This is a genomic window from Pseudomonas sp. MF08875 (assembly GCF_059862525.1).
Map to the genome: position 1 here is coordinate 1 of NZ_JCBCUW010000038.1, position 24,206 is coordinate 24,206.

Consider the following 24,206-nt stretch of genomic DNA (forward strand, 5'->3'; position numbering starts at 1 on the left):
CTGGCTGAAACCTTGGGCAAGGCCGAGTTGAAGGGTCGCACGTTCGGGGATACTGAGTTCGTGATAGGACATAGTGGCAGCACCGTACCGGAAAGGTCAGGTGTTGCACTCAGTTTTTGCGGCCGCCAACAATATAAATGAGATAAAAATCAGCCGCACCACAGTCGAGATAACAGGGCCGCTTCTATATAGCCATCTAATTCTGCACCCACTCAAACCCTCTGACATTCCAGAAAACTTCAACGATCTACGTCAACTAGCCAGATCCACTATTAGCCAGACCATAGAAAAGAACGACGCCCTCTCTCTGTCATTCCCAATTAACCGCGATACGCTATTACCGGAAGATTGGCCTGTTGACTGGCCAGACGGGCATAACTCGATTCGGTTGATTCATGGTATCGCCGTTTACAGCGCCTATTATTTGGGGGTTCCTATCTATCTGGGCAGTGCATTCAAAATAGTCGAAATGGGTTGGAGCGAAAGTTCCGAGACCCCCGAGCAAATCGCCCCGATGATTTTGCATAACCCCAGTACGACACTGGGCGACGCCGAGTCCATCGACTTCTTCGGCTCAAGCATCGAGTTTTCCGACGGTAGTGAAACGGACTATCGCCAACCCATCCGGATGAACACCACCTTCGCTCGCAGCCTGATCCAGCGCGCGGAGGAAGGCATGGACAGCCTACTGTCCTGGGAAACCCAGCACCTTAAAGAACCACCCATTGAACATTTGAGCGGTGACGATCTGATGGATTTCGCCGGGGCCTACTATCTGTATTTCCTGGAGTTGTTCCTGTACCTGCCCTGGCTGGTGGCCTATCGCTTGAACAAGGAAGAACAGTTCGACGAGGCGCTGCACTGGTTGGCCTACCTCTTCGACCCCATGCGCCAACAGGGCGAGAGCGGCCATCCGCCGTTCTGGAATGCCGTGCCGCTGGTGCCCCATCTGGTGGATACCGAAGAAGACGTGAGCCACGCCACTCGAGCGCCCAACGACCCGCACCAAATCGGCCTCAGCCACCCGGTGCACCTGCGCAAGGCCTTGTATCTGCAATACCTGGATATCCTCCTCAGCCGCGCCGACAGCGCCTACCGCCAGTTGACCCCCGATGCCCTGGTGGTGGCCAAGCTCGGCTACGTACAGGTGCTGGACCTGCTGGGGCCGCGCCCGGATGTGCAAACGGTGGACACCTGGGCCCCTATCAAACTCAAGGCGCTAAGCGATGCCACCAACCCCGAGCTGCGCAACTTCGAGCAGCGCTTGCTGATGCGTGAGCAATACCTGCTGGAAAACCCCCGGCCCCAGTTTGGCGGGCCGCACCCGCAAGTGGTGCCGCAGCTGTGCCTGCGCCCCTGGGCCGACGACCCGTCGCTGCCCACGGTGGACAACCCCTACCTGCGCCTGCCCTTCAACCCTGAACTGGTGCAGCGCTGGGACCTGGCCGAAAGCCGCCTGTACAACCTGCGCCATAACCTGGACATGGCCGGCAACGCCCTGCACCTGCCGCTGTTCGCCCCGCCCCTGGACCCGCGCGCCCTGCTCGCTGCCCGCGCCGCAGGGCTCTCGGGCGCGGCGCTCAACCAATACCTGAACCCGAGCATCGCGCCCACGCGCTTCAACTTCCTCTACGCCCATTGCATGAACGCGGTAGAGGTGGTGATCCAGTTCGGCGCCACCCTGCTGTCGCTGATCGAGCGCAAGGAACAGGCCGAGTACCTGGAGCTGCAACAGCAACAGGCGTGGAACCTGGCGAAAATCGCCGTGGATATTCAGGTGCAGGCTGGGGAAACCGATAACAAGAACGAGCTGGCGTTGAAGGCGAGTCAGAACATCATCCAGCAGCGGGTTGGCTACTACCAAAATTTGACCATGTTCCCTGAAGAGATATCGGCCGGCGCCTCCTCCCTGTCCTCTCGGGTCGCAAGGATTACTGCCATGACAATAGAGTCGGGGGGGGAACTCCTGAAGCTGCTGCCTAACATTTTTGGCGTGGCTGCCGGAGGTAGTCGTAGCGAAGCAGCTGCGAGAGCGGCCGCCCTCCTCACTAGCAGCACTGCGATGGTGGCGAGCGACACGGCTGACACGCTCTCGTACAAAGCCCAATTCGATCGCCGCGCCCAGGAATGGCAACAAGCCCTCGACCAGGCCACCCTGGAAGCCGCCCAGGTACAGGCCCAACTCGACGCCTTCCAGGAGCAGAAAAAAGCCACCCGCCTGCAACTGCGTATGGCCCAGACCAGCCTGGAACAGGCCAAGGCCACCCACGACTACCTGCTCGGCAACAAGCGCTTTGGCAAAAGCCAGACCTACGACTGGCTCAACAACCAGTTCACCCGGTTGTACGGCCAGGCGTTCAATTTTGCCCAGTCGTTGTGCCAGGCCACGGAGGCGGCGTGGCGCTACGAGCAGGCTGACTACCGGCGCCCTTCCGTGTTCAATGCTTCGGCCTGGAACGCCAGCTACCGCGGCCTGGGCGCGGGTGAAAGCCTCAAGCTCGGCTTGCTGGAGCTCAACACCCGCCGCTTGCTGAGCAACGAGCGCGACCTGGAGATCCGCAAAACCGTGTCCCTGCGCCAACTCAAGGACAAGGACAGCGATTCGACGATCAACAAGCCCTGGGCGGACATCCTCGCGGATCTGCTCAGTACCGGCAGCTGTGAATTCGAACTGACCCAGAAAATGTTCGAGGCCGACTACCCCGGCCACTACCTGCGCCGGATCAAGACCATCAGCGTATTCCTGCCGGTGCTGCTGGGGCCCTACGAAGATGTACGGGCGACCCTGGCCCAGACCTACAGCACGGTGCAGATGGACGCAGCCGGCACGGTGGCCAAGGAAAACCTGCGCGCCAGCCAACAGATCGCGCTGTCTAGCGGCATCGACGATTCGGGGATGTTCAGCCTCAACTTTCAGGACGAGCAGTACCTGCCCTTCGAGTACACCGGCGCCGTGTCCAAGTGGCAGTTGACGTTCCCCGGCCACGGCGGCACGCAAAAAGCCATGCTCGAATCCCTGACTGACATCATCGTCAAGTTCAGCTACACCAGCCGCCGCGGAGGCCAGTGATGAACGAACCCACTACCTCTGCGCTGGAAGTCAACGCCCCCGCCCTGCCCAAGGGCGGCGGGGCGATTCAAAGCATCGGCAAGGGCTGGGGGGCGGTGGGCACCAGCGGCGCGGCGTCGCTGGAGCTGCCGCTGCCGATTTCCGGGGCGCCCAACCGCAGCCTGGTGCCGAACCTGGGCCTGGGCTACAGCAGCGACGTGGGCAACAGCCCGTTCGGCATCGGCTGGCGGATGAGCTCCAACGCCATCACCCTGCGCACCACCAAAGGCGTGCCGCGCTATGACGGCAGCGACCTGGCGGTCGGCCCCGACGGCGACGTGTGGATGCCCGAGCGCAATGAAACTGATGGCCAACCCGTGGCCCGCACGGTGTCCGAGTATCGCGGCGTCACGGTGGGCGAACACCGGGTGGTGCGTTACCACCCACGAGTCGAAGGCGCTTTCACCCTGATCGAGCACTGGGCCACCAACGCCGACGCAGCCGGGTTCTGGCTGCTGCATGGTGCCGATGGCAGCCTGCACTTGTACGGCAAGACCCTCGCCTCACGCCGCGCCGACCCCAACGCCCACGAACGGGTCGGCGTGTGGCTGCTGGACGAAAGCCTCAACAGCCGGGGTGAGCATGTGGTGTATGAGTACCTGGCCGAAACCGAAGCGCCGGTTGGCCCGCAGTTTCGCGACTACCGCGCCCAGCGCTATCTCAAACGGGTGTGCTACGGCAACGAGGTCGCCAGCGCCGACCTCTACTCATGGAGCACCGACGGCTGGAGAACCGTGCGCTGGCATTTCCACCTGCTGTTCGACTACGGCGAGCGCAGCGCCGAGCTGACGGAAAAACCCGCCTATGGCCCGCCCTATGGGCTTGAAGGCGATGTGTTCGGGCCCTGGAAGGTGCGCAGCGACCCGTTCTGGAACTACGCCTACGGTTTTGAACTGGGCACGCGGCGCTTGTGCCGGCAGGTGCTGCTGTTCCACCAGTTCCCCGAATTGGGGCAGCACCCGGTGCTGGTACAACGCCTGCTGCTGGAACACCGCAGCGACGCGCTGGGCTACAACCACCTCACGGCCGCCCACCTGCAAGCCTATGACGGCCGAGGCCAGGTAGAGAGCCGCCCGCCCATGGAATACGGCTACAACCCCTTTGCCCTGGTGGCCGACCGCCAGGGCTATACGCCATTCCCGTCGATGCCCGGTTTGAATGACGGCCAGGCCTATCAACTGGTGGACCTTTACGGCGAAGGCCTGCCCGGTGTGCTGTACCGCATCGACCAGGCCTGGTACTACCGCGAACCCCAGCGCGGCCCGGACGGCGGCGATCAAGTGCGCTATGACGAATGGAAATTGCTGCCCCACTTGCCCGCGGCCGACAGCAGCAAAGCGGTGCGCCAATCCCTGAGCGACATGACCGGCGACGGCAAGCTCGACTGGGTCGTGGCGATGCCCGGCATGAGTGGTTTTTTCACCCTCAACCCGGACCGCACCTGGTCCCAATTCGTGCCCTTCAACGCCTTTCCCACGGAGTTTTTCCACCCCCAGGCCCAACTGGCCGACCTGGTGGGTGATGGCCTCACGGACCTGACCCTGATCGGCAGCCGCAGCGTGCGCCTCTACGCCAGCCGCCGCGAGGATGGCTTTGCTCGGGGTGTGGATGTGCCCCGCCGGGACGACGACGATGCCCTCCCGCTGCTCAGCCCGTCCCCCACGGAACTGGTGGCCTTCAGCGATGTGCTGGGCAGCGGCCAACAACACTTGGTGCGCATCCGCCACAACGAGGTCAAATGCTGGCCCAACCTGGGCCACGGGCGCTTCGGCAAAGGTTTTGTACTGAGTACCTTGCCGTTTGCCTACGAAGAATTCGAGGCGGCGCAGGTGCGCCTGGCCGACCTCGATGGCTCCGGCGCCGCCGACCTGATTTACCTCAAGAGCGATGGCTTTGAGGTGTTCATGAACCACGCCGGCAACGGCTACCCCGACACGCCCCAGACCCAACCCTGGCCCGAGGGTGTGCGCTACGACCGTTTGTGCGAAGTCAGCTTCGCCGACCTGCAAGGCCTGGGCTGTTCCAGCCTGGTGCTGAGCGTACCGCACATGTCGCCGCGGCACTGGCGCTATGACTTCGTCCAGGCCAAGCCCTACCTGCTCAGCCGCGCCAACAACAACATGGGCGCCCGCAACGGCGTGAGCTATCGCAGTTCAGCCCAGGAATGGCTCGACGAAAAAGCCCAGTTGCGCGCCGCCCAGCAAGAGCCTGTATGCGAACTGCCCTTCGCCCTGCACCTGGTCAGCCAGCAGACCCAACTGGATGAAATCAGCGGCCAGCAACTGAGCCAGCACTTCAGTTACCGCCAGGGCTATTACGACCGCCACGAGCGTGAGTTCCGCGGCTTCGGCCTGCTGCTGCAAACCGATACCGAAGGCGCCCCGGCCCAACGCCTGGAAGACGGTTTTACCGCCCCCGTGCTGAGCAAAACCTGGTTCCACACCGGCCGGGCCGTGGACATGCCGCCCAGCGACGGCTACGCCGGCGACCCTGGCGCCGCGGCGCTGCGCCCGACCCTGGTGCAGCGCTACCACAGCCGCGACCATGCCAGCGAAGGGCTCGACCCCATCGACGACACCCTGGCCCGGGAAGTCGCCCGGGCCCTGAGCGGCTCGGTGCTGCGCAGCGAAATCTACAACGCTGACGCTCCCGCCGTGCCCTACGGCGTGCAGCAGCACCGCTACCTGGTGCGCCTCTTGCGCCCGGCGGGGCAGCACCAGCCCTACGCCGTGGTGCAACCACTGACACTGGAGTCGCGCAGCCTGCACTACGAACAATCCGTCGCCGATGACCCGCTGTGCCAGCACAGCATCAACCTGGAGTGGGACGACTACGGCACCCTGACCCACGGCTGGGTGGTCTACTGCCCGCGACGTAAAACCCGCAGCGACGCGCCGCCCTTCAGCGACCCCTACCAAAACACCTGGTGGAGCGATACCCATGACGAGGCCCAGCAGGCCTGGTACCTGACCCAGGCCAAGGTCGGGTTCATCCACCAAAGCGACCCACAAGCCTGGCGCCTGGGCCTGGCGTACCGTTCGCGCAGCAATGCCCTGGTGCTGGCCAAAACCGACCTGCACGCCAATGACCTGTGCCACGAAAAATTCCTCGAACTGAGCCAGGACGGCGGCCCCTGGGCGCAAAAAGCCGTGCTCACCGGCCTCAGCCTGCAGCGCTACAAACACCCGGACAGCGGCATTACCCTGCCCGTGGGCGCGGCCACCTTCGAGGCCCTGCCCGACTACGAAGAGCACGCCGAACTCGATGCCACCGCGCTGAGCGCCTATGACCGGGTCAAAGACATCGACCCGAATTTCGACCTCAAGGCGCGTCTGCTCGAACCCGAGGTCGGCTACCAGCCGATGAAGCTGTTCCTGCCGTACGACCAGGAAGAAGACAACAAGACCAACCTGTGGTCGGTGCGCCAGGGCTTTGCCACCTACGCCAAGCTGGAGGATTTCTACAGCATCACCCACGTGCAACAGACCCTCAGCCACGGCATCACCCAGGTCACCCACGACCCCTACTGGTGCCTGCAAACGGCCGTGCAATTACCCGATGGCTGCGCCACGCAGGTGCGGGACATCGACTACCGCACCTTCCTGCCCGGGCGCATCCAAGACCCCAACGAAAATATCCAGGAGGCGCGCTACAACGCCCTGGGCGAGATGCAGGTCAGCAGCTTCCATGGCACCGAACTGGGCCTACCGGTGGGCTTCAAGCCCCTAGCCGATTACGTGCCCCCCGCCGACCGCAGCCCGGCAACCGCCATTGCCAACCCGGTGGCCGCGATCGGCGAGTACGCCACTGCGATATTTTCCGACCCATTCAGTTGGATGGGCCGGATCTCGCAGGCCTCGCCGCCGCCCGAGGCGTGGCGCACCTGGGCCAGGGCCGAAGGCTTCATCCTGCCCAGCGGGCACCTGTGCGACCGTGCCCGCCAGCATATGCTGGGGTTGCAAAACCCTTCGCCCAACGAAGTGATCCTGCAACAGCAACTCGACGCTGCCCAGCGTGAGCCAGTGCACGTCGCCACCCTGCAAGCCGACCGCTACCCCGGCGACCCCGAGGCCCAGGTACGCATCGCTATCGCCTGCTTCGACGGCTTTGCCCGCACCCTGCAAACCAAACAGGAAGTCGAGCCGGGCCTGGCCTACGTGGTGGACGAAAACGGCGCGCTGAAACTGGGCGCCGACGGCAAACCCGTGCAACAGCAGGCCGCACGGCGCTGGCGAGTCAGCGAACGGGTCGAATACAACAACAAGGGCGTGACAGTACGGGTCTATCGCCCGTACTTCGCCGACCAGACGCGCTACATCAACGACCAATCCTTTCGCCAGCACGGCTACTGCGACCGGCTCTACTACGACGCACCTGGGCGCCTGGTACGCACCGTCGCCGCCAAGGACGACCTGGAAGACCGCCAAACCTACCTGGGTTGGTACACCATTGCCGAAGACAAAAACGACACCTATGAAGACGTCATGGCACGCAAGGCCAAGGACGCCAAGGCATGAACCCCGGCGTGCATCACCACACCCCGACCCTGGCCGCGATTGACGGCCGGGGCCTGGTGGTGCGCCAGGTGCAGTACCTGCGCGCCACCGCGGCCGATGCACCGCAAGCCCAAGTCAGCCGCCAGCACCATGACGCCGCCGCACACGTGGTGGCGCAATACGACCCACGCCACAACGGGCCACAAGCCAACCTGAACAACCTGTACAGCCTGGGTGGGGCGGTGTTGTGCAGTATCAGCGTCGACAGCGGCTGGCGCATCGACCTGCCGGGTGTGGCCGGGCAGGCGTTGCAACGTTGGGACCAACGTGGCAGCCACCAACGCAGTACATTCGACCCTCTGCTGCGGCCCACCGCCATCGTCGAACAGGCCCGCGCCGGCCCCGCCCAAACCGTGCAGCGCTTGACCTATGGCGACGGCTCGGCGGCCTACGCCCAGCACAACCAATGCGGGCGCCTGGTAGCCGAGCACGACAGCGCCGGGCGCCTGAGCATGGATGAGTACGCCGTCAATGGCGCGCCCCTACGCCAGGGCCGACGCTTTCTCAAGGGCCTGGACATGCCCGACTGGCCACCCACCGCCGCCGGCCAGGAAGCGTTGCTGGAACCCGACACCTGGCTGACCCAATGGCGCTACAACGCCAGCGGCGTCCCGCTGGAGCAAACCGACGCCCGCAACCATCGCCAGCACTTGACCTACGGCCTCGATGGCCGCCCCAAGCGCCTGGCCTTGCAACTGCACGGTGCAGCCACCGTGCAAACCCTGGTGGAAGGCATCGAGTACAACGCCGATGGCCAGATCCAGGCGCAAGTGGCGGGGAACGGCGTGGTCAGCGTCACCGATTTCGACCCGGCCGATGGCCGCCTCAGGCAACTCAAGGCGTTCAAGGGCAGCACGGTGTTTCAACACCTGAGCCAGGCCTACGACCCGGTCGGCAACGTTATCGCCCTCACCGACCACACCCAAGCCATCCGCTACGCCGCCAACCAACGCCTGGACGGCAGCCGCGCCTTCACCTACGACAGCCTCTATCGCTTGGCCAGCGCCACCGGCCTGGAGGGCCCCGGCGCCAGCACCCAGCCGCAGTTGCCGCCATTGATAAGCCCCATCGACCTCACGCGCCTGGGCGGCTACACGCAAACGTTCGCGTACGACAACGGCAATAACCTGACCCGCCTCACCCACGTCAGCGCCCTGCCCGGCCAGTCCCACACCGTGCACATGCGCCCGCACGACCAGAGCAACCGCTGCCTGGGCTGGCAAAAAGGCCAGGGCGCTGAGTTGGAGATGACCTACGACGCCGCTGGCAACCTGCTCACCCTGCAACCGGGCGGGCAGGCCTTGGCCTGGACCGTGCGCAACCAATTACAAGGCTTGACCCAAGTGTCCCGCGCCCACGGCGACGATGATCGCGAGTGCTACGTCTACGACAGCACCGGCCAACGCCTGCGCACCTGGCAACGGGCCAGGGCCGCGGCGGTCGAACACATCCGCGAAGTGCGCTACCTGACGGGCCTAGAAGTGCGCACGGTGGACGGTGAGCAGCAGGTGCTGCACGTGGTCACCCTGCAAGCAGGCCACATCCATGTGCGCTGCCTGCACTGGGCAGCGGGCAAACCCGACGGCATCGACGCCGATCAACTGCGCTACAGCCTGACCGACCCCTTAGGCTCCCTGGACACCGAACTCGACCAACAGGCCCACGTGATAAGCCGCGAGGGCTACTACCCGTTCGGCGGCACCGCGTGGCAAGCGGCCCGCTCCCAGGTAGAGGCCGAGTACAAAACGGTGCGCTACTCAGGCAAGGAGCGCGACAGCAGCGGCCTCTATTACTACGGCGCCCGCTACTACGCGCCGTGGTTGCAGCGCTGGGCCAGCGCCGACCCGGCGGGGGCGGTGGATGGGCTGAACCTCTACGGCTTCTGTGGCAGCAACCCCATCAGCCGCACCGACCCCGACGGGCGCATGTGGCAGGACGATGACCCGGCGCTGGATCGGGTACTGGACGAGTTCGTCGAACACGAACAAAGCCTGCGCTACCAATATGGCTTGCCCCCCATCGCCTCCCCGGCCTCGGAACACAGCGATGACGAGGAGGCGATGCAGACCCAGGACTCGCCGGCGTCCCTGCAAAGCCAAGGCTCGCCGCCCCCCTCCGACACCAGTAACCCGGCAACCCCCGAAAGCCTGAACCCGCCGCCACCGACCGCCGAGCAACACAGCCTTTTAGAGCGTTTAAACACTCACACGCCTCAGTTCCAATACAGCCTGAACAACAGGAACCTGCTGGCCCGCGGCAACTTTGGCGGCAAGGTCTACCGGGCGGATCGGCGCACACCCGCCGAAGTGGCGCGCGAGGGCTTCAAGCCCTCGGACGAATTTACCGCCATCCCCAAAATGATCGGCGGCGATGCCTTGATAGTGGCCGAATCCCTGACGGGGGTTTTGGAGTACGCGGCTTACCACCCCACCCAGTACTACCTGTATGAAATTGACGCCACCGATGTACGCGGCGTGTCCTTGCTTGAAAACATGGTGTTGAACAACGAACCGCTGCTCAAACATCTCGACCAAACACCTGACTTCAGCCCCTACAACCAGACCGGAGGGGCCAACCGAATGCATGAGGCGCACCTGAGCCATGACGACTTGATAACGTTCGCCAGGCCCATTGTGTCAATAGGGCGGGCGATAGATGTGTTGCGTCCACCCACTTGAGTTCACTCATCCGCCAGAGCGCCCGATCACCACGCAACGTCGCCGGATCAATGAAGCACGCGGGCCTCCATGGTATGGTGCCCGCCCCCATTCCTGCCTATTTCCGACAGCATGAACCTGACCTCTCGCCCCTTGCGCCTGACGCTCTACACCTTGCTGATTCTTGCCGGCGCCGCCCTCGCGGCCGGGTTTGCCATGCGCCACGCCGAGCGCCAGGCGCTGGTGGAGGACGCCGCCCGGGCCAATGAACAACTGGCCCTGTACGCTAACTCGCTGCACACCCTGATCGAACGCTACCGCGCCCTGCCCGCCGTGCTGGCCCTGGACCCGGAACTGATCGCCGCCCTCGACGGCCCGCTGGGCACCGAACAGCAAGGCGCCCTGAACCGCAAACTGGAAAAAATCAACGGCGCGGCGCAGTCCTCGACCCTGGAACTGCTGGACCGCACCGGCCTGGCCGTGGCCGCCAGCAACTGGCGCCTGCCCAGCAGCTACGTGGGCCACAACTACGGCTTTCGCCCCTACTTCATGCAAACCCGCAGCCAGGGCACCGGGCGTTTCTACGCGGTGGGCGTGACCAGCGGCATTCCCGGCTACTTCCTTGCCAGCGCGGTGCACAACGGCGCCGGTGAGTTTCTCGGGGCCATGGTGGTGAAACTCGAATTCCCCGAGCTGGAACGCGAATGGCGCCAGGGCAGCGACACCCTGTTGGTCAGCGACGCACGCGGCATCGTATTTATCGCCAACCAGCCCGGCTGGCGCTACCGCTACCTGCAACCCCTGTCGGACGCCGACCGCGCCGAGCTGCAAGCCACCCGCCAATACGACAAACAACCCCTCACGCCCCTGGCCTACCAAGCGGTGCGACGTTTTGACGACAACAGCTACCTGGCGCGGGTCGATGGCCCGGACGGCGAGCAGGATTACCTGTGGGAATCCTTGCCGCTGACCGCCGAGGGTTGGACCCTGCACCTGTTGCGCAAACCGCAAGCCGCCCTGGAAGACAGCCGCAACGCCGGGCTCGCCGCCGCCGGGGCGTGGCTGGCCCTGGTGTTCCTGCTGCTGTTCCTCAACCAGCGCTGGCGCCTGGCCCGCCTGCGCCAACGCAGCCGCGAAGAGCTGGAGAAACTGGTCGAAGAACGCACCCGCGACCTGCGCACCGCCCAGGATGGCCTGGTGCAATCGGCCAAACTGGCGGCCCTGGGGCAGATGTCCGCCGCCCTGGCCCACGAAATCAACCAACCGCTGACCGCCCAACGCACCCAACTGGCCACCCTGCGCCTGCTGCTGGACCACGGCCGCGTCGATGACGCCCATAAAGCCCTGGGGCCGCTGGACGCCATGCTCACCCGCATGGCCGCGCTCACCGGCCACCTCAAGACCTTCGCCCGCAAAAGCCCCAGCGGCCTGCGCGAACGCCTCGACCTGGCCGCGGTGGTGGACCAGTCCCTGCACCTGCTCGAAGCGCGCCTGCGTGATGAACAGATCAGCACCACGTTGCACCTGGCCCGCCCAGCGTGGGTCCAGGGCGATGCAATCCGCCTCGAACAAGTGCTTATCAACCTGCTGCGCAACGCCCTCGACGCCATGGCCGACAAACCCCTCAAACACCTGGAAATCCGCATCGAAGCCGACCAGCACCTGTGGCGCCTGACCGTGGCCGACAGCGGCGGTGGCATCGCCAGCGAGAACCTGAACAACGTCTTCGACCCCTTCTTCACCACCAAACCGGTAGGTGATGGCTTGGGCCTGGGGCTGGCGGTGTCGTTCGCCATTGTCCATGAACACGGTGGGCGCTTGAGCGTGGCCAACATTCCGGGCGGTGCGCTGTTCACCCTGACCCTGCCGATTGCCCTTGAGGTGAGCGCGCCATGTTGAACGCCGTGATGGTGGTGGATGACGAGGCCAGTATCCGCGACGCCGTGGAGCAATGGCTGGGGCTTTCGGGGTTCGCGGTGCAGTGCTTTGCCCGTGCGCAGGCATGCCTTGAACAACTGCCGCGGAATTTTCCCGGGGTGATCCTCAGCGATGTGCGCATGCCCGGCATGAGCGGCCTGGAGTTACTGGAGCAGGTGCGCGCCCTGGACCCGGACCTGCCGCTGATCCTGCTTACCGGCCACGGCGACGTGCCGATGGCAGTGGAGGCCATGCGCGACGGCGCCTACGACTTTTTGGAAAAACCCTTCAGCCCCGAGACCCTGCTGGCCAGCCTGCGCCGCGCCTTGGACAAACGCGCCCTGGTGCTGGAAAACCGCAGCCTGCACACCCAGGCCGACCACCGTGCACGCCTGGATGCGCGCCTGCTGGGTGTGTCGCAAAGCATGCAGACCCTGCGCCGCCAGGTGCTGGACTTGGCGGCGCTGCCGGTGAATGTGCTGATCCGTGGCGAAACCGGCAGCGGCAAGGAACTGATCGCCCGTTGCCTGCACGATTTCGGCCCGCGCGCCGACAAACCCTTCGTGGCGCTCAACTGCGCGGCGATCCCCGAGCACCTGTTCGAGGCCGAGCTGTTCGGCCATGAAAGCGGCGCGTTCACCGGCGCCCAGGGCAAGCGCATTGGCAAGCTCGAATACGCCGACGGCGGCACGCTGTTTCTCGATGAAATCGAGAGCATGCCCTTGGCCCAGCAAGTGAAATTGCTGCGGGTGTTGCAGGAACACAAGCTTGAACGCCTGGGCGCGAACCAGAGCATCAGCGTGGACTTGCGCATCATCACCGCGACCAAACCGGACCTGTTGGATGAGGCCCGCGCGGGGCGCTTTCGCCAAGACCTGGCCTATCGCCTGAACATTGCCGAACTGCGCCTGCCGCCCCTGCGCGAGCGCCGCGAAGACATTCCCCTGCTCTACGAGCACTTCCTTCACGCCGCCGCCCAACGCCTGGGCCGCAACGCCGCCCCTAGCAGCGGCGCGCAACTGAGCCGCCTGCTCAGCCACGACTGGCCGGGCAACGTGCGCGAACTGGCCAACGTCGCCGAGCGCCAGGTGCTGGGCCTGCAAGCCCCGGCCGAGGACGAGCCGCAGCCCAATCAATCCCTCGCCGCCCGCCAGGAAGCCTTCGAGGCCCAATGCCTGCGCGCCGCCCTGACCCGCCATCACGGCGACATCAAAGCCGTCCTCGCCGAACTGCAACTGCCCCGGCGTACCTTCAACGAAAAAATGCAACGCCACGGGCTGACCCGGGAGATGTTTCTAGGGCCATAGCCTGCGTAAAAAGATCGGGCCGCTGTGGGGCAACTGTCTTACCCCTGCCATTCGTCACCGCCATCACGAGCAGGCTCGCTCCCACAGAGGAAAATGAAAATCCCACCCACACCCCAGTTCAACTGTGGGAGCGGGCCTGCCCGCGATAGGGCCCTAATAGCCAACCTCTTCATTGCCCCGGTTGCCGCCATCGCGGGCAGGCCCGCTCCCACAAAGGCTTGCCCCCTCCAACATCGGCCTGTCACCCGTTCGGCATAGGCGGTTTTCCGCTCATCCACCTCCCACCGTCAGCGGTTTACCGCTCACAAAACCTGTCAAACCCCTCTAGCCCGGGCCTTCGGTTGCTGGCACGGGTTCTGCTATAGCCCTGCCAGGCTGCGCTTCGACGCGCTCCACAACAACAATGACGATGAAGGATCCTTCAATGGATAACTCCAATACCCTGCCTGGCGGGGCGACCGCTGCGCCCGCAAAAGAAAGAACCACCTCCAGCCGCATCAAGTCGATTTTCAGTGGCTCGGTGGGCAACATGGTCGAGTGGTACGACTGGTACGTTTACGCCGCGTTCTCGCTGTACTTCGCCAAGACCTTCTTCCCCAAGGGCGACACCACCGCGCAGTTGCTCAACACCGCCGCGATTTTCGCCGTGGGCTTTTTGATGCGCCCCATCGGCGGCTGGCTGATGGGCCTGTACGCCGACCGTGTGGGCCGTAAATCAGCGCTGATGGCCTCCGTGCTGCTGATGTGCTTCGGCTCGCTGATTATTGCCCTGGCCCCCGGCTACGAGACCATTGGCGTCGGCGCGCCGATCTTGCTGGTGTTCGCGCGGCTGCTGCAAGGCTTGTCCGTGGGCGGCGAGTACGGCACCTCGGCCACTTACCTGAGCGAAATGGCGACCAAGGAACGTCGCGGCTTCTTCTCCAGCTTCCAGTACGTGACCCTGATCTCCGGCCAGCTCATCGCGCTGGGCGTGCTGATCGTGTTGCAGCAAGTGCTGACCACCGAAGAACTGTACGCATGGGGCTGGCGCATTCCGTTCGCCATCGGCGCGCTGTGCGCGGTAGTGGCCTTGTACCTGCGCCGTGGCATGGAAGAAACCGAGTCGTTCACCAAGAAGAAAAAAGCCAAGGAAAGCTCCATGCGCACCTTGCTGCGCCATCCCAAGGAACTGATGACCGTGGTCGGCCTGACCATGGGCGGCACCCTGGCGTTCTACACCTACACCACCTACATGCAGAAGTACCTGGTGAACACGGTGGGCATGAGCATCTCCGACTCCACCACCATTTCGGCAGCGACGCTGTTCCTGTTCATGTGCCTGCAACCGATCATCGGCGGGCTCTCGGACAAAGTGGGCCGGCGCCCGATCCTGATCGCCTTCGGCGTGCTCGGCACCCTGTTCACCGTGCCGATCCTCACCACCCTGCACACCATCCAGACCTGGTGGGGCGCGTTCTTCCTGATTATGGCGGCGCTGATTATTGTCAGCGGCTACACCTCGATCAACGCCGTGGTCAAGGCCGAGCTGTTCCCCACCGAAATCCGCGCCCTGGGCGTGGGCCTGCCGTATGCGCTGACCGTGTCGATCTTCGGCGGCACCGCTGAATACATCGCCCTGTGGTTCAAGAGCGTGGGCATGGAAACCGGCTACTACTGGTACGTGACCGGGTGCATCGCCATCTCCCTGGCGGTGTACGCCACGATGAAAGACACCCGCACCCACTCGCGGATCGAGACAGACTGACCTGTTGTAGCCATGGGTTTGTTGTGGGAGCGGGCCCGCCCGCGAGGGCGGTTTAACTGCCGGCATTCACTGTGAATGTGCCATCGCCATCGCGGGCGAGCCCGCTCCCACACAAGCCCGCTTGCTACACCCACGGTTAACCGATTTCAGCTCAACTCAGGCGCCACCTGGCGCCCATAGCGGCGCTGCGCATACGACGCCCCGGCGATCATCGCCACCAGCACCAACGCCAATACCGCCGACGAACCGATGGTGCCGAAATCCAGCCCACCCTTTTCATGGGGTTGGGTCAGGAAGTCGCCCAGGGTCGTGGCGCTGTTCTTCATGATCCAGAACACTAGGGTGATCTGCGGCAGCGTGTTCACCGCAAAGGTGTCGAGCTAGGGCGCAGACTGAAGTGGGCGCTGTGAAAAATAGGTGGCCGATGTATGAAAATTCCATGTTCCCCATGGAATTGCGCCGCCCCCGATAGCACTATGGCGCCTCCCCGAGCCACCCAGCAGGAACCCGCCCATGCCGGACGACATCCATTTCTACGAACCCGCCCACGGCCACGGCCTGCCCCACGACCCGTTCAATGCCATCGTCGGCCCGCGGCCCATTGGCTGGATTTCTTCCCAGGACCGCGACGGCCGCCTGAACCTGGCGCCCTACAGTTTTTTCAACGCCTTCAACTACATTCCGCCGATCATCGGGTTCTCCAGCGTCGGGCGCAAAGACAGCCTCAACAACATCGAGCAGACCGGCGAGTTCGTCTGGAACCTGGCCACGCGGCCGTTGGCCGAACAGATGAACCAGAGCTGCGCCAGCGTGCCGGCCGAGGTGGATGAGTTCGCGTTGGCGGGGTTGACGCCGGTGGCGTCGAAGGTGATCGCGGTGCCGCGGGTGGGCGAGAGCCCGGTGGCGTTTGAATGCAAGGTCACCCAGATCATTCAACTGCAACGGGCCGACCAGGCGCTGGTGCCGAGTTGGTTGGTGCTGGGCGAAGTGGTGGCGGTGCATATCGCCAAGTGGTTGCTCAAGGACGGCGTCTACGACACCGCCGCCGCCGAGCCGATTCTGCGCGGCGGCGGCCCGGCGGATTACTTCCAGGTAGGCCCCGAGGCCCTGTTCAAGATGTACCGACCCGGCGCGGTCAAATAGCGCGCCAGACCAGTTCGCCTTCGTCGTCGACATCGCCCAGCAACGCCAATGACTGCTCGGCGGCTTCGTCGGCGGCCAGGGCGGTGTTGAACGTCTGCTCGGCCAGCACCTTATGGAAACGCGGCGCCCCCGAAGCGCCCAGGCCCTTGACCGCGATGGCGGCGTGGTAGCCCTCCTCCCCCCGTACAGCGGCCGAAACGGCCTCGAATTGTGCGAACTCTCTACGTGCCATGTCACTGCTCCTGGGCAAATGAAAAGCGGCCATTCTAGCGGCTCAACCGGCCAGGCGCTGCATGTCCTGTGGGCGGGACACCTCGCTGAAGGTGTGGAAATCCAGGCGCTCGACCACGCCGTCCTGCACCAGTTGGGCGAACACGTTCAGGGCGGGCGAGTTGAAGTGGGCGGTCATGGCCTGCGCGTCGCGCCAAAACCCGCAGACCTGCCACAAGTCCGGGTCGCACAGCGAATGCTGCAAGGCAAAGTGCAGGCAACCAGGGGCACCGAGGGTGGGTTCGATCAGGCTGCTCAGGCGCGCGCCCAGGTCCATCGAGCGCCCGGCGCGGGCACGCACCAGGGCCATGTGGCTGACGGGTAAAGGCATGGTCATGGGAGATCCTCCGCAGGTGTCGATGCGCCACCCGGAGCCGGGTGACGGCAGGATCAAAGGTTAAGGGGCGCGGGCCAGGGCCGTTAGTCGATTTCTGCCGGTTTATTGCACGATCCTGCGCCGGGCGTTTTTTCGTGCTGGTGCCGGCGGTCGGCCTTCGAAGGCCGCGAGGGTCGCGGTTTCAAGCAAGTTTTACCGCTGGCGGGTCCTGGGCGGCGGCGATAGGCGCAAAACCCGGCAGGATCAGGCAACTTTTGTGCAGCAATGATCTACCCGCTGGCCTTGCACAAACATAAGCTGTGCGGGTTTCCCCCGATCGCCGCCGAGGATGCCCGCCATGCTGTCGCCCCAGAACCCCCCGGCCCCGCTGGACGCCGACCGGGAAAAACAGCGCGCCGAGCTGGCCGCGCTGATCGCCCGCAACACCGCCCAGGACGGCACCTACGCCACGGCCATCGGTTCGCTGTTCATGTCGCGCCACAGCCATTGCCATGAGTTCGCCCCGGTGCTGGCGCAACCGGCGCTGTGCGTCATCGCCCAGGGCCGCAAGGAAGTGCGCCTGGCCGACGAGTTGTTCAACTACGACCCGCTCAATTACCTGGTGGTCTCGGTGTCGATGCCCCTGAGCGGGCGGGTGGTCAATGTCACAAGCGAGGAGCCGATCCTGGCTTTGCGCCTGGACATCGACCCGGCACAAATCACCGCATTGATCGCCGACGCCGGCCCCTTGGGCGTGCCCGCCCGGCCCACGGGCCGCGGGTTGTACGTGGAACCCCTGGACCCGGCGATGCTGGACGCGGTGCTGCGCCTGGCACGCCTGCTGGACACGCCCAAGGACGTGGCCATGCTCGCGCCCCTGGTGCAGCGCGAAATTCTCTATCGCCTGTTGCGCAGCCCCCAGGGTTATCGCCTGTATGAAATCGCCAGCGCCAATAGCCAGAGCCACCGCATCGGCCAGGCGATCAAATGGCTTAACGGCAACTATCAGCAAGCGCTGCGCATCGACGACCTGGCGCGCACGGTGAACCTGAGCGTGTCGACCCTGCACCACCGTTTCAAGGCCATGACGGCCATGAGCCCGTTGCAGTACCAGAAGCAATTACGCCTACAGGAAGCCCGCCGCCTGATGCTGGCCGAAGGCCTGGACGCCTCGGCGGCGGGTTACCGGGTGGGGTATGAAAGCCCTTCGCAATTCAGCCGCGAATACAGCCGCCTGTTCGGCGCGCCCCCGTTGCGGGATCTGGCGCGGCTGCGCTCCTGAGGACTTTGTGTAGGCGTGAACCGCTGTGGGAGCGAGCCCGCTCGCGATAGCGATGTACCTGAACCACCGCTATCGCAAGCAGGCTCACGCCCACATGAAAGCTACCGGCTCAGGGGCTCAATACCCCACCGTAAACCGCTGCCGCGAATGCTTGGGGTTTTCCAGTTCGTCGATCATTGCGATGGCAAAGTCGGCGAACGTGATCCAACTGCGGCCCTGGGCGTCGATCAGCAACTCATCCTGGCCCAGGCGGAATTTACCGGTGCGGTCGCCTTCGACGAACTCCGCCGAGGGCGAAAGGAAGGTCCAGTCCAAGTCCCTCTCCTGGCGCAGCGTGTCGAGGTAGACGCCGCCAGCGCTGGCCTCGGCGCGGTACTCCTCGGGGAAACCGGGGCTGTCGATGACTTTGCCACCGCCGGGCAGCAGCAATGAGCCGGCGCCACCTACCACCAGCAGGCGCTTGACCCCAGCCTGTTTGACCGGGCCGAGGATGGCACTGGCAGGGATGGTGGCAAAGTGTGCGGCGCTGATGACCGCATCGTGCCCGGCGAGGGCCGCTTGCAGGGCGTTGGCGTCCAGTACGTCGACCTCCTTGGCCACCACCCCGGGGCGCTGGCCAAGGCTGGCGGTATTGCGGGCGATGGCTGTGACGCTATGGCCCCGGCGCAAGGCCTCTTCCAGCAATTGGCTGCCGGCGCGGCCGGTGGCCCCGATAATTGCGATTGTGCTCATGACGTTCTCCGTTGGTTGGACTCGCTTCACCACTTCATTTCGCCCTTGGCGACCTTGGCACTCAGCTCCAGGGAACTGTCATCGCCCAGGTCGGGGTAGCGTTTTTTCATTGCTGCAATCAGTTGCGCGGCGTCCTTGGCCTTGGCGGCCTCTTGGTCGAACGCTTGAATGTAGTCGCTAGTGAAGCGCACCGCCGCCAATGAACGGCTGCCCTGGCCCAAATAGTGGCCGGCAATCACCGTAGCCGGTTGCAGGCTTTCGATGCGTTGCAGGGTCGCCAGCCAATCGGCGCGGGACTGGGCGCTCTGGGTGTCGGCCATCCACACATGAATGTTCTCGGCCACCACCACGCCACCGACCACGGCTTTGATCGAGGGGATCCACACAAAACTGCGGTCCGGCTGCTGGCCGTCCAGGCCAATGACCTGCAACGACTGGCCTTCGAGCGTCAGGCTGTTGCCTTCAAGCACCTGGGGCACGATGGTTTTGTGCGGCACGTCGGCGCCCATCTGCGGCCCCCAGAAGGCCAGTTTGCCGGCCACGGTGGCCTTGATGTGGGCCACGGTCGGCGCAGAGGCCAGTACGTTGGCCTCGGGGAACGCGGCGACCAGGGTGTCCAGGCCGAAGTAGTAATCCGGGTCGCCGTGGCTGATGTAGATGGTGGTCAGGTGCTTGCCGCTGGCGCGGATCTTGTCTACCACGGCTTGGGCCTGGGCCTTGCCGAACTGGGCATCGACCAGGATGGCGTCCTTCTGGCCGCTGACCAGCACCGAACTGACCGGGAAGATCGCCGCCTCGCCGGGGTTGTACACGTCCAGCTTCAGGGCCGGTTCGCTGGCGGCGGCGTGGGCGGCAAAACCGAGGGCGGCGGTGGCCAGTAACAGGCGCTTGAGGGTGGAAAATCCGATCATGGCAGTGCTCCAGAAGGCGGTGGCCGGGAATGGCATCGGTGCAGCTTAGTGAGGTCATTGGCACTGAAAAATGCGATGCTCGAACATAGTTTGTTTCTGAAAGCGGGCAAATCATGGATCGTCTTCACGCAATGCGGGTGTTTGTCACGGTGGTGGACCTGGGCAGCCAGTCGGCCGCCGCTGAGCACCTAGACCTGTCGCGGCCGGTGGTGTCGCGGTATCTGGCGGAACTGGAAGATTGGGTCGGTGCGCGCCTGATGCACCGCACCACGCGCAAGTTGAGCCTGACCGCCGCCGGCAGTGAAATCCTGCCGCGCTGCCGGCAGATGCTGGAATTGAGCGCCGACATGCAAGCCGCCGTCAGCGAGCCGGATGACGCCCCGCGCGGCCTGCTGCGCCTGAGCGTAAGCACCTCGTTCGGCCAGGCGCAACTGGCCGACGCCATGGCCGAGTACGTCAAGCGCTACCCCGGGGTGAGCATCGACCTGCAAATGCTCGACCGTACGGTGAACCTCGTGGACGAGCGCATCGACCTGGCGATCCGCACCAGCAACGACCTGGACCCCAACCTCATCGCCCGGCGCCTGACGGTGTGCCGCTCGCTGGTGTGCGCCGCCCCGGCGTACCTGCGCGAACACCCGGCGCCCCGGCGGGTCGAGGACCTGAGCCAGCACAATTGCCTGACCCATTCCTACTTCGGCAAGAGCCTGTGGCACTTCGAGCAGGGCGGCGAACCGCTGTCGGTGCCGGTACAGGGCAACATCAGCGCCAACGAGGCCAGCACCCTGTTACGCGCCACCCTGGCCGGCGCCGGCATTGCGATGCTGCCCAGCTATCAGGCCGGCGTGCATGTGCACAGCGGCGAGTTGATCCGCCTGCTGCCGCAAGCCGAACCGCGGCAGATGAACATCTACGCGGTCTACGCCTCGCGCAAACACATGCCGGCGGCGCTGCGCAGCGTGCTGGATTTTCTGGTGCTGCGCTTTCCCCAGGAACCGATTTGGGACGTGGGCCTGTAGCAAGCGGGCTTGCCCGCTTGCTACAGAAACAACAGGCCCATCAGCGGCCTGAATACCCCGATAGCAATCTCATGGCATCTACCCACGGCTGGCCTATGCTCAAACCAGTACCCCCCGGGTATTCGTTCAGAGGTCGCTGCCATGAACATCAAAACAAGAAGATTCTTCGCCATTTTTGTCACCTGCACGTTCACCCTGGCGCTGTACGGCGCCGCGGCCTATCGCGTCGAGCAGGCACGCCAGGAGCCGCGCATTGCCGCCAGTTGCGGTGCCGAGCATTGCATCCCACACACCGCAACCCTCAATGCGCTGAGGTAGTCAGCCGCGCGGGCCGGCTTTGAGGCGGTCGCGAAAAGCCTTGGGCGAGATGCCCACGCGCCGGCGGAACAGGCGGGTGAAGTTGGTCGGGTCGGAAAAACCCAGGGCTTCGGACATTTCGTAGATCGTCATGCTGGTGTAGGTCAGCAGGCGCTTGGCTTCGAGCAACTGGCGCTCGTGCATGATCTGCAACGCCGGTTGCCCCGCCAGTTCGCGGCAAGTGCCGTTGAGGTGCGACACCGAGATGCCCAGTTGATGGGCCAGGTCTTCGACTTTGACATGCTCGCGGTAGTGGGTTTCGACCAGTTGCAGGTAGCCGTTGAGGTACTCGCGCGCCCGTTGCGGGCGTTGTTCGCTCTGGCGCCGCTGCTGCACCTGGCGCCCCAGCCACACCACGATCACGCTGAGCAGTGAATGCATGAGCATGTCCCGCGCCGGTTGATGGCCGATGTACTCACGCTGCAAGGCGCCAAACAACCCTTCGAGGTAATCGCCGTCGGCGCCCACCGGGTAGCTTTCGGCCACGGTCAGGGTGCCCAGGGCCTGGCCCAGTTGCGCCTGCAAATGGGCGAGCAAGGGCGCGGCCAGGGTCAGCACATAACCCTGGACCTCTTCGCTGAAACGAAAACCGTGCACGCTCTGCGGTGGCAGGATCTGGATCGCCGCCTCGTCCACCTGCCAGTGCTGGCCGTCGACCTCGATCTGCGCCTGGCCCTTGTGCACAAACAACAACTGGCACAGGTCGGCGTGGCGATGGGGTTTGATTTCCCATTGGTGCTCGCGGCTGCGGTGGGAGATGGTTTCACAGTGCAGCAGGTCCGGGGTCGGCCAGCCGAGGCTTTCGCCATAGAGCGTGAACACCGGGATGGAAGGTAGGGCAGGCTTGTTCATAACTGCATCCAGGCCTCTGGGAGTGGAGCGGTTTACATACCGCTGAGCGGGTTACCCATCATTGCTCCTGCATTTGAAGGGGAGCCACGGCCAAAATGCAAGCATTGGGCGCCAGTTCAGCCTTTTCTCAAGGCAACGTCTGACGGCCCCATGAACAAAGCCGCCCGTGGGGCGGCTTTGTCAGGTACAGCGCTTGGTGGGTGACCTCAAGGGCTGTAGTACCCCACGGCCACCAGGAAGTGCCCGACCTTTTTCAGGTAGGCGTGTTTGTTTTCCACCTTGGCGGTGACCGGGTTTTTCCAGCGGTATTGGTATTCGCCCTCATCCTGCCCCGCGATCAACGCCAGGATCGGCTCGCCCACGGGTTTGCCCTCAGGGTCTACGACCTTGCCAAAGTCGGTGTTGATAAGCCGCAGCTGGGTGCCGTGGGCCACGTAGCGGCGGGTGTCGAGGTCGACGACGAAAACATAGAGGTCATCTTCCAGGTAACCGCCCTTGAGGGTGTTGATGGCCGCCAGCGTGCCCTTTTCGTCCTTGGCCAGGTCGGCGGCGGCCTTGTCGAGCAGCGCCTTGGCCTGTTCGGCCGAGGCCCGTGGCAGGTAGTAGCCGACGGCAAGAATGCGCTGGCCGATGCGCTGGTAGTACACATGCTTGCGCTCGACCTTGCCGTCGGCCCAGTTGCGCCAGCGGTATTCGGCTTGCTGGATGCCATTGCCCTCGGGGATTTTCAGGGCGTCCTTGAAGGTTTTTTGCAGGTCTGGGCCGAGCACTTCGCTGACATCGCGGCCGATCAGCGCCGACGACGGCCCGCCGCTGGCGAGCATCGTGCCCTTGGTGTCGACCACAAATACGTAGCGATCCTTGTCGACGAACTCACCCTGACGGCTGAAGGCGGCGAAGGCCTTGTCGCCGTTGTCGTGGTAGTAGGCCAGGGCCTTTTCCAGCAAGGCCCGCGCGGCTTGGCCATCATCGGCCGCGTGGGCCGGCGCCAGCGGCAACATCAGCAAACAGCCCAACCATGCCATTTTGTGCAGGTACTTCATTGCCCATTCCTCGCTCCTGTTGACGTGTGAACAGCGTAGACGGGTTGGCGGCTATGGGAGGGTATTCAGGTTTTGTAGGGTCGGGGCGGCATCGCCGCCCGGGTGGGCCAGAGGTCAGCGGCGGGCGCTGATCTGTTGTTGCAGGTTCTGGATCTGGCTTTGCAAGGTGTTGATGTTACGGGTGACCTGGCCGCGAAAGGCGTCGAACTCCGCCGTACTGGCTCCACCTGCCGGGCTGGCCGGGCGGTTGTCCTGCTCGCTTTTGAGCACCAGCAGGTCTTGTTCAAGGCGTTCGATGGCCGCGCTCGGGTTGCCCTGTTTTTTCAGCGCGGCGATCTCACCGCCCAGGCTCTTGAGCTGGGCATCGACCTTGCTGGTGTCCGGTTGGGCGCTCTTGAGGGCGGCCAGTTCGGTGCCCAGGGCCTTGACCTGCGCCTGCAACTGGCTGGTGGCGGTTTGCAATTCAGTGGCGTGGGTGTTGGCTTGGCTGCTGATCTGCGCCAGGCGTTTGTCCAGGTCGGTGGCCTGCCCCGCCACGCCTTGTTGTTGCTTGTTCTGTTCGAGCAACTGGTTGTTCTGCTCCAGCAACTTGCTTTCCAGTTGCTTGATTTGCAGTTTCAGCGCTTCGCTGCCGCTGTTGACGTTCGACTCACTGGCCACCACCTTGCCGGAGATCGCCTGCAAGCGCCCTGCCGCTTCTTCGCTGATGCGCGCAAAGCTTTCCTGGGTTGCCACCAGTTGCTGCTCCATCAGCGAGATTTGCTGGAAGCTCCACCAGGCCAGGCCGACAAAGGCGAAGAACAGCGCGCCGACCAACGCCCACAGCGGCCCGGTACTCGGCACCTTGACCTTGGCCGCCGGTACGGGCCGCGAGTGCACGCTGGTGCGTTCGCGGGCGGCGGGGTTGGGGGCGAAGTCGTCATCGAGGGGGTCGGCCCGCAGGCTCGGAACATCATCGAAGTCGTCGTGTGCATCGTTACGCATGGGGCAA

At 64.3% G+C, this 24,206-nt stretch carries 17 protein-coding genes and 1 pseudogene; 10 read left to right on the top strand and 8 right to left on the bottom strand.

Features of this window, described 5'->3' with window-relative positions; translation table 11 throughout:
• Nucleotides 1-469 precede the first annotated feature (469 nt).
• The 6 genes from AC19YT_RS20250 (at nucleotide 470) to AC19YT_RS20275 (ending at nucleotide 15,290) form a co-directional block, all read left to right on the top strand.
• A complete protein-coding gene (locus tag AC19YT_RS20250; RefSeq protein WP_500610884.1) occupies nucleotides 470-3,070 on the top strand; it encodes a Tc toxin subunit A-related protein in 2,601 nt (866 codons plus the stop codon).
• Nucleotides 3,070-7,626 carry a SpvB/TcaC N-terminal domain-containing protein gene (locus AC19YT_RS20255; RefSeq protein WP_500610885.1) on the top strand — a complete coding sequence of 1,519 codons (4,557 nt, stop codon included), beginning with the start codon at nucleotides 3,070-3,072 and terminating at the stop codon, nucleotides 7,624-7,626. Before AC19YT_RS20250 ends, AC19YT_RS20255 begins: the two co-directional genes overlap by 1 nt.
• Nucleotides 7,623-10,343 (top strand): RHS repeat-associated core domain-containing protein, encoded by a 2,721-nt coding sequence (locus AC19YT_RS20260; RefSeq protein WP_500610886.1) that lies wholly within the window; start codon nucleotides 7,623-7,625, stop codon nucleotides 10,341-10,343. The genes AC19YT_RS20255 and AC19YT_RS20260 overlap by 4 nt, the downstream gene beginning before the upstream one ends.
• A 69-nt stretch (nucleotides 10,344-10,412) precedes the next feature.
• Nucleotides 10,413-12,221: a sensor histidine kinase gene (locus AC19YT_RS20265; protein WP_500610887.1), complete on the top strand. Its 1,809-nt coding sequence runs from the start codon at nucleotides 10,413-10,415 to the stop codon at nucleotides 12,219-12,221.
• A complete protein-coding gene (locus AC19YT_RS20270; RefSeq protein ID WP_095106545.1) occupies nucleotides 12,215-13,546 on the top strand; it encodes a sigma-54-dependent transcriptional regulator in 1,332 nt (443 codons plus the stop codon). The genes AC19YT_RS20265 and AC19YT_RS20270 overlap by 7 nt, the downstream gene beginning before the upstream one ends.
• Before the next feature lie 424 nt (nucleotides 13,547-13,970).
• Nucleotides 13,971-15,290: an MFS transporter gene (locus AC19YT_RS20275; RefSeq protein WP_500610888.1), complete on the top strand. Its 1,320-nt coding sequence runs from the start codon at nucleotides 13,971-13,973 to the stop codon at nucleotides 15,288-15,290.
• Between the two features lie 146 nt (nucleotides 15,291-15,436).
• Here the strand turns inward: AC19YT_RS20275 and AC19YT_RS20280 are convergent.
• Nucleotides 15,437-15,631: pseudogene (locus AC19YT_RS20280) on the bottom strand (hypothetical protein); the annotation flags it as partial.
• A 172-nt stretch (nucleotides 15,632-15,803) separates the two neighbouring features.
• Between AC19YT_RS20280 and AC19YT_RS20285 the strand changes: the two are divergent.
• Entirely contained in the window at nucleotides 15,804-16,433 is a 630-nt protein-coding gene (locus AC19YT_RS20285) for a flavin reductase family protein (protein WP_095106541.1), read from the top strand.
• On the opposite strand, the gene AC19YT_RS20290 is transcribed toward AC19YT_RS20285, so the two are convergent.
• Entirely contained in the window at nucleotides 16,426-16,665 is a 240-nt protein-coding gene (locus AC19YT_RS20290) for a hypothetical protein (protein WP_095106540.1), read from the bottom strand. The genes AC19YT_RS20285 and AC19YT_RS20290 overlap by 8 nt on opposite strands.
• Nucleotides 16,666-16,707: 42 nt before the next feature.
• A complete protein-coding gene (locus AC19YT_RS20295) occupies nucleotides 16,708-17,040 on the bottom strand; it encodes an antibiotic biosynthesis monooxygenase family protein (protein ID WP_095106538.1) in 333 nt (110 codons plus the stop codon).
• A gap of 337 nt (nucleotides 17,041-17,377) precedes the next feature.
• Here AC19YT_RS20295 and AC19YT_RS20300 point away from each other — a divergent pair, with 337 nt between their 5' ends.
• On the top strand, nucleotides 17,378-18,301 hold the full coding sequence (locus tag AC19YT_RS20300) for an AraC family transcriptional regulator (RefSeq protein WP_095106537.1): 924 nt from the start codon (nucleotides 17,378-17,380) through the stop codon (nucleotides 18,299-18,301).
• 117 nt (nucleotides 18,302-18,418) lie between these two features.
• Here AC19YT_RS20300 and AC19YT_RS20305 read toward each other — a convergent pair whose 3' ends face one another.
• Together AC19YT_RS20305 and AC19YT_RS20310 are read right to left on the bottom strand one after the other, a co-directional pair.
• Nucleotides 18,419-19,033 carry an NAD(P)-dependent oxidoreductase gene (locus AC19YT_RS20305; protein WP_500610889.1) on the bottom strand — a complete coding sequence of 205 codons (615 nt, stop codon included), beginning with the start codon at nucleotides 19,031-19,033 and terminating at the stop codon, nucleotides 18,419-18,421.
• Nucleotides 19,034-19,059: 26 nt separating this feature from the next.
• Entirely contained in the window at nucleotides 19,060-19,944 is an 885-nt protein-coding gene (locus tag AC19YT_RS20310; protein WP_500610890.1) for an MBL fold metallo-hydrolase, read from the bottom strand.
• Nucleotides 19,945-20,057: 113 nt separating this feature from the next.
• Here AC19YT_RS20310 and AC19YT_RS20315 point away from each other — a divergent pair, with 113 nt between their 5' ends.
• Complete coding sequence (locus AC19YT_RS20315; RefSeq protein WP_095106530.1) at nucleotides 20,058-20,963, top strand: LysR family transcriptional regulator; 906 nt, start codon at nucleotides 20,058-20,060, stop codon at nucleotides 20,961-20,963.
• Between the two features lie 141 nt (nucleotides 20,964-21,104).
• Nucleotides 21,105-21,281, top strand: coding sequence for a hypothetical protein (locus tag AC19YT_RS20320; RefSeq protein ID WP_176465026.1), 177 nt, complete (start codon nucleotides 21,105-21,107; stop codon nucleotides 21,279-21,281).
• On the opposite strand, the gene AC19YT_RS20325 is transcribed toward AC19YT_RS20320, so the two are convergent.
• The 3 genes from AC19YT_RS20325 to AC19YT_RS20335 all read right to left on the bottom strand — a co-directional run bounded on the left by AC19YT_RS20325 (nucleotide 21,282) and on the right by AC19YT_RS20335 (nucleotide 24,199).
• Entirely contained in the window at nucleotides 21,282-22,172 is an 891-nt protein-coding gene (locus AC19YT_RS20325) for a helix-turn-helix domain-containing protein (protein ID WP_500610891.1), read from the bottom strand.
• A 206-nt stretch (nucleotides 22,173-22,378) separates the two neighbouring features.
• The gene (locus AC19YT_RS20330) at nucleotides 22,379-23,215 is read right to left on the bottom strand and encodes a cache domain-containing protein (RefSeq protein WP_095106526.1); all 837 of its coding nucleotides are present in this window, start codon (nucleotides 23,213-23,215) and stop codon (nucleotides 22,379-22,381) included.
• 114 nt (nucleotides 23,216-23,329) lie between these two features.
• Nucleotides 23,330-24,199 carry an ATPase gene (locus AC19YT_RS20335; protein WP_095106524.1) on the bottom strand — a complete coding sequence of 290 codons (870 nt, stop codon included), beginning with the start codon at nucleotides 24,197-24,199 and terminating at the stop codon, nucleotides 23,330-23,332.
• Nucleotides 24,200-24,206 lie beyond the last annotated feature (7 nt).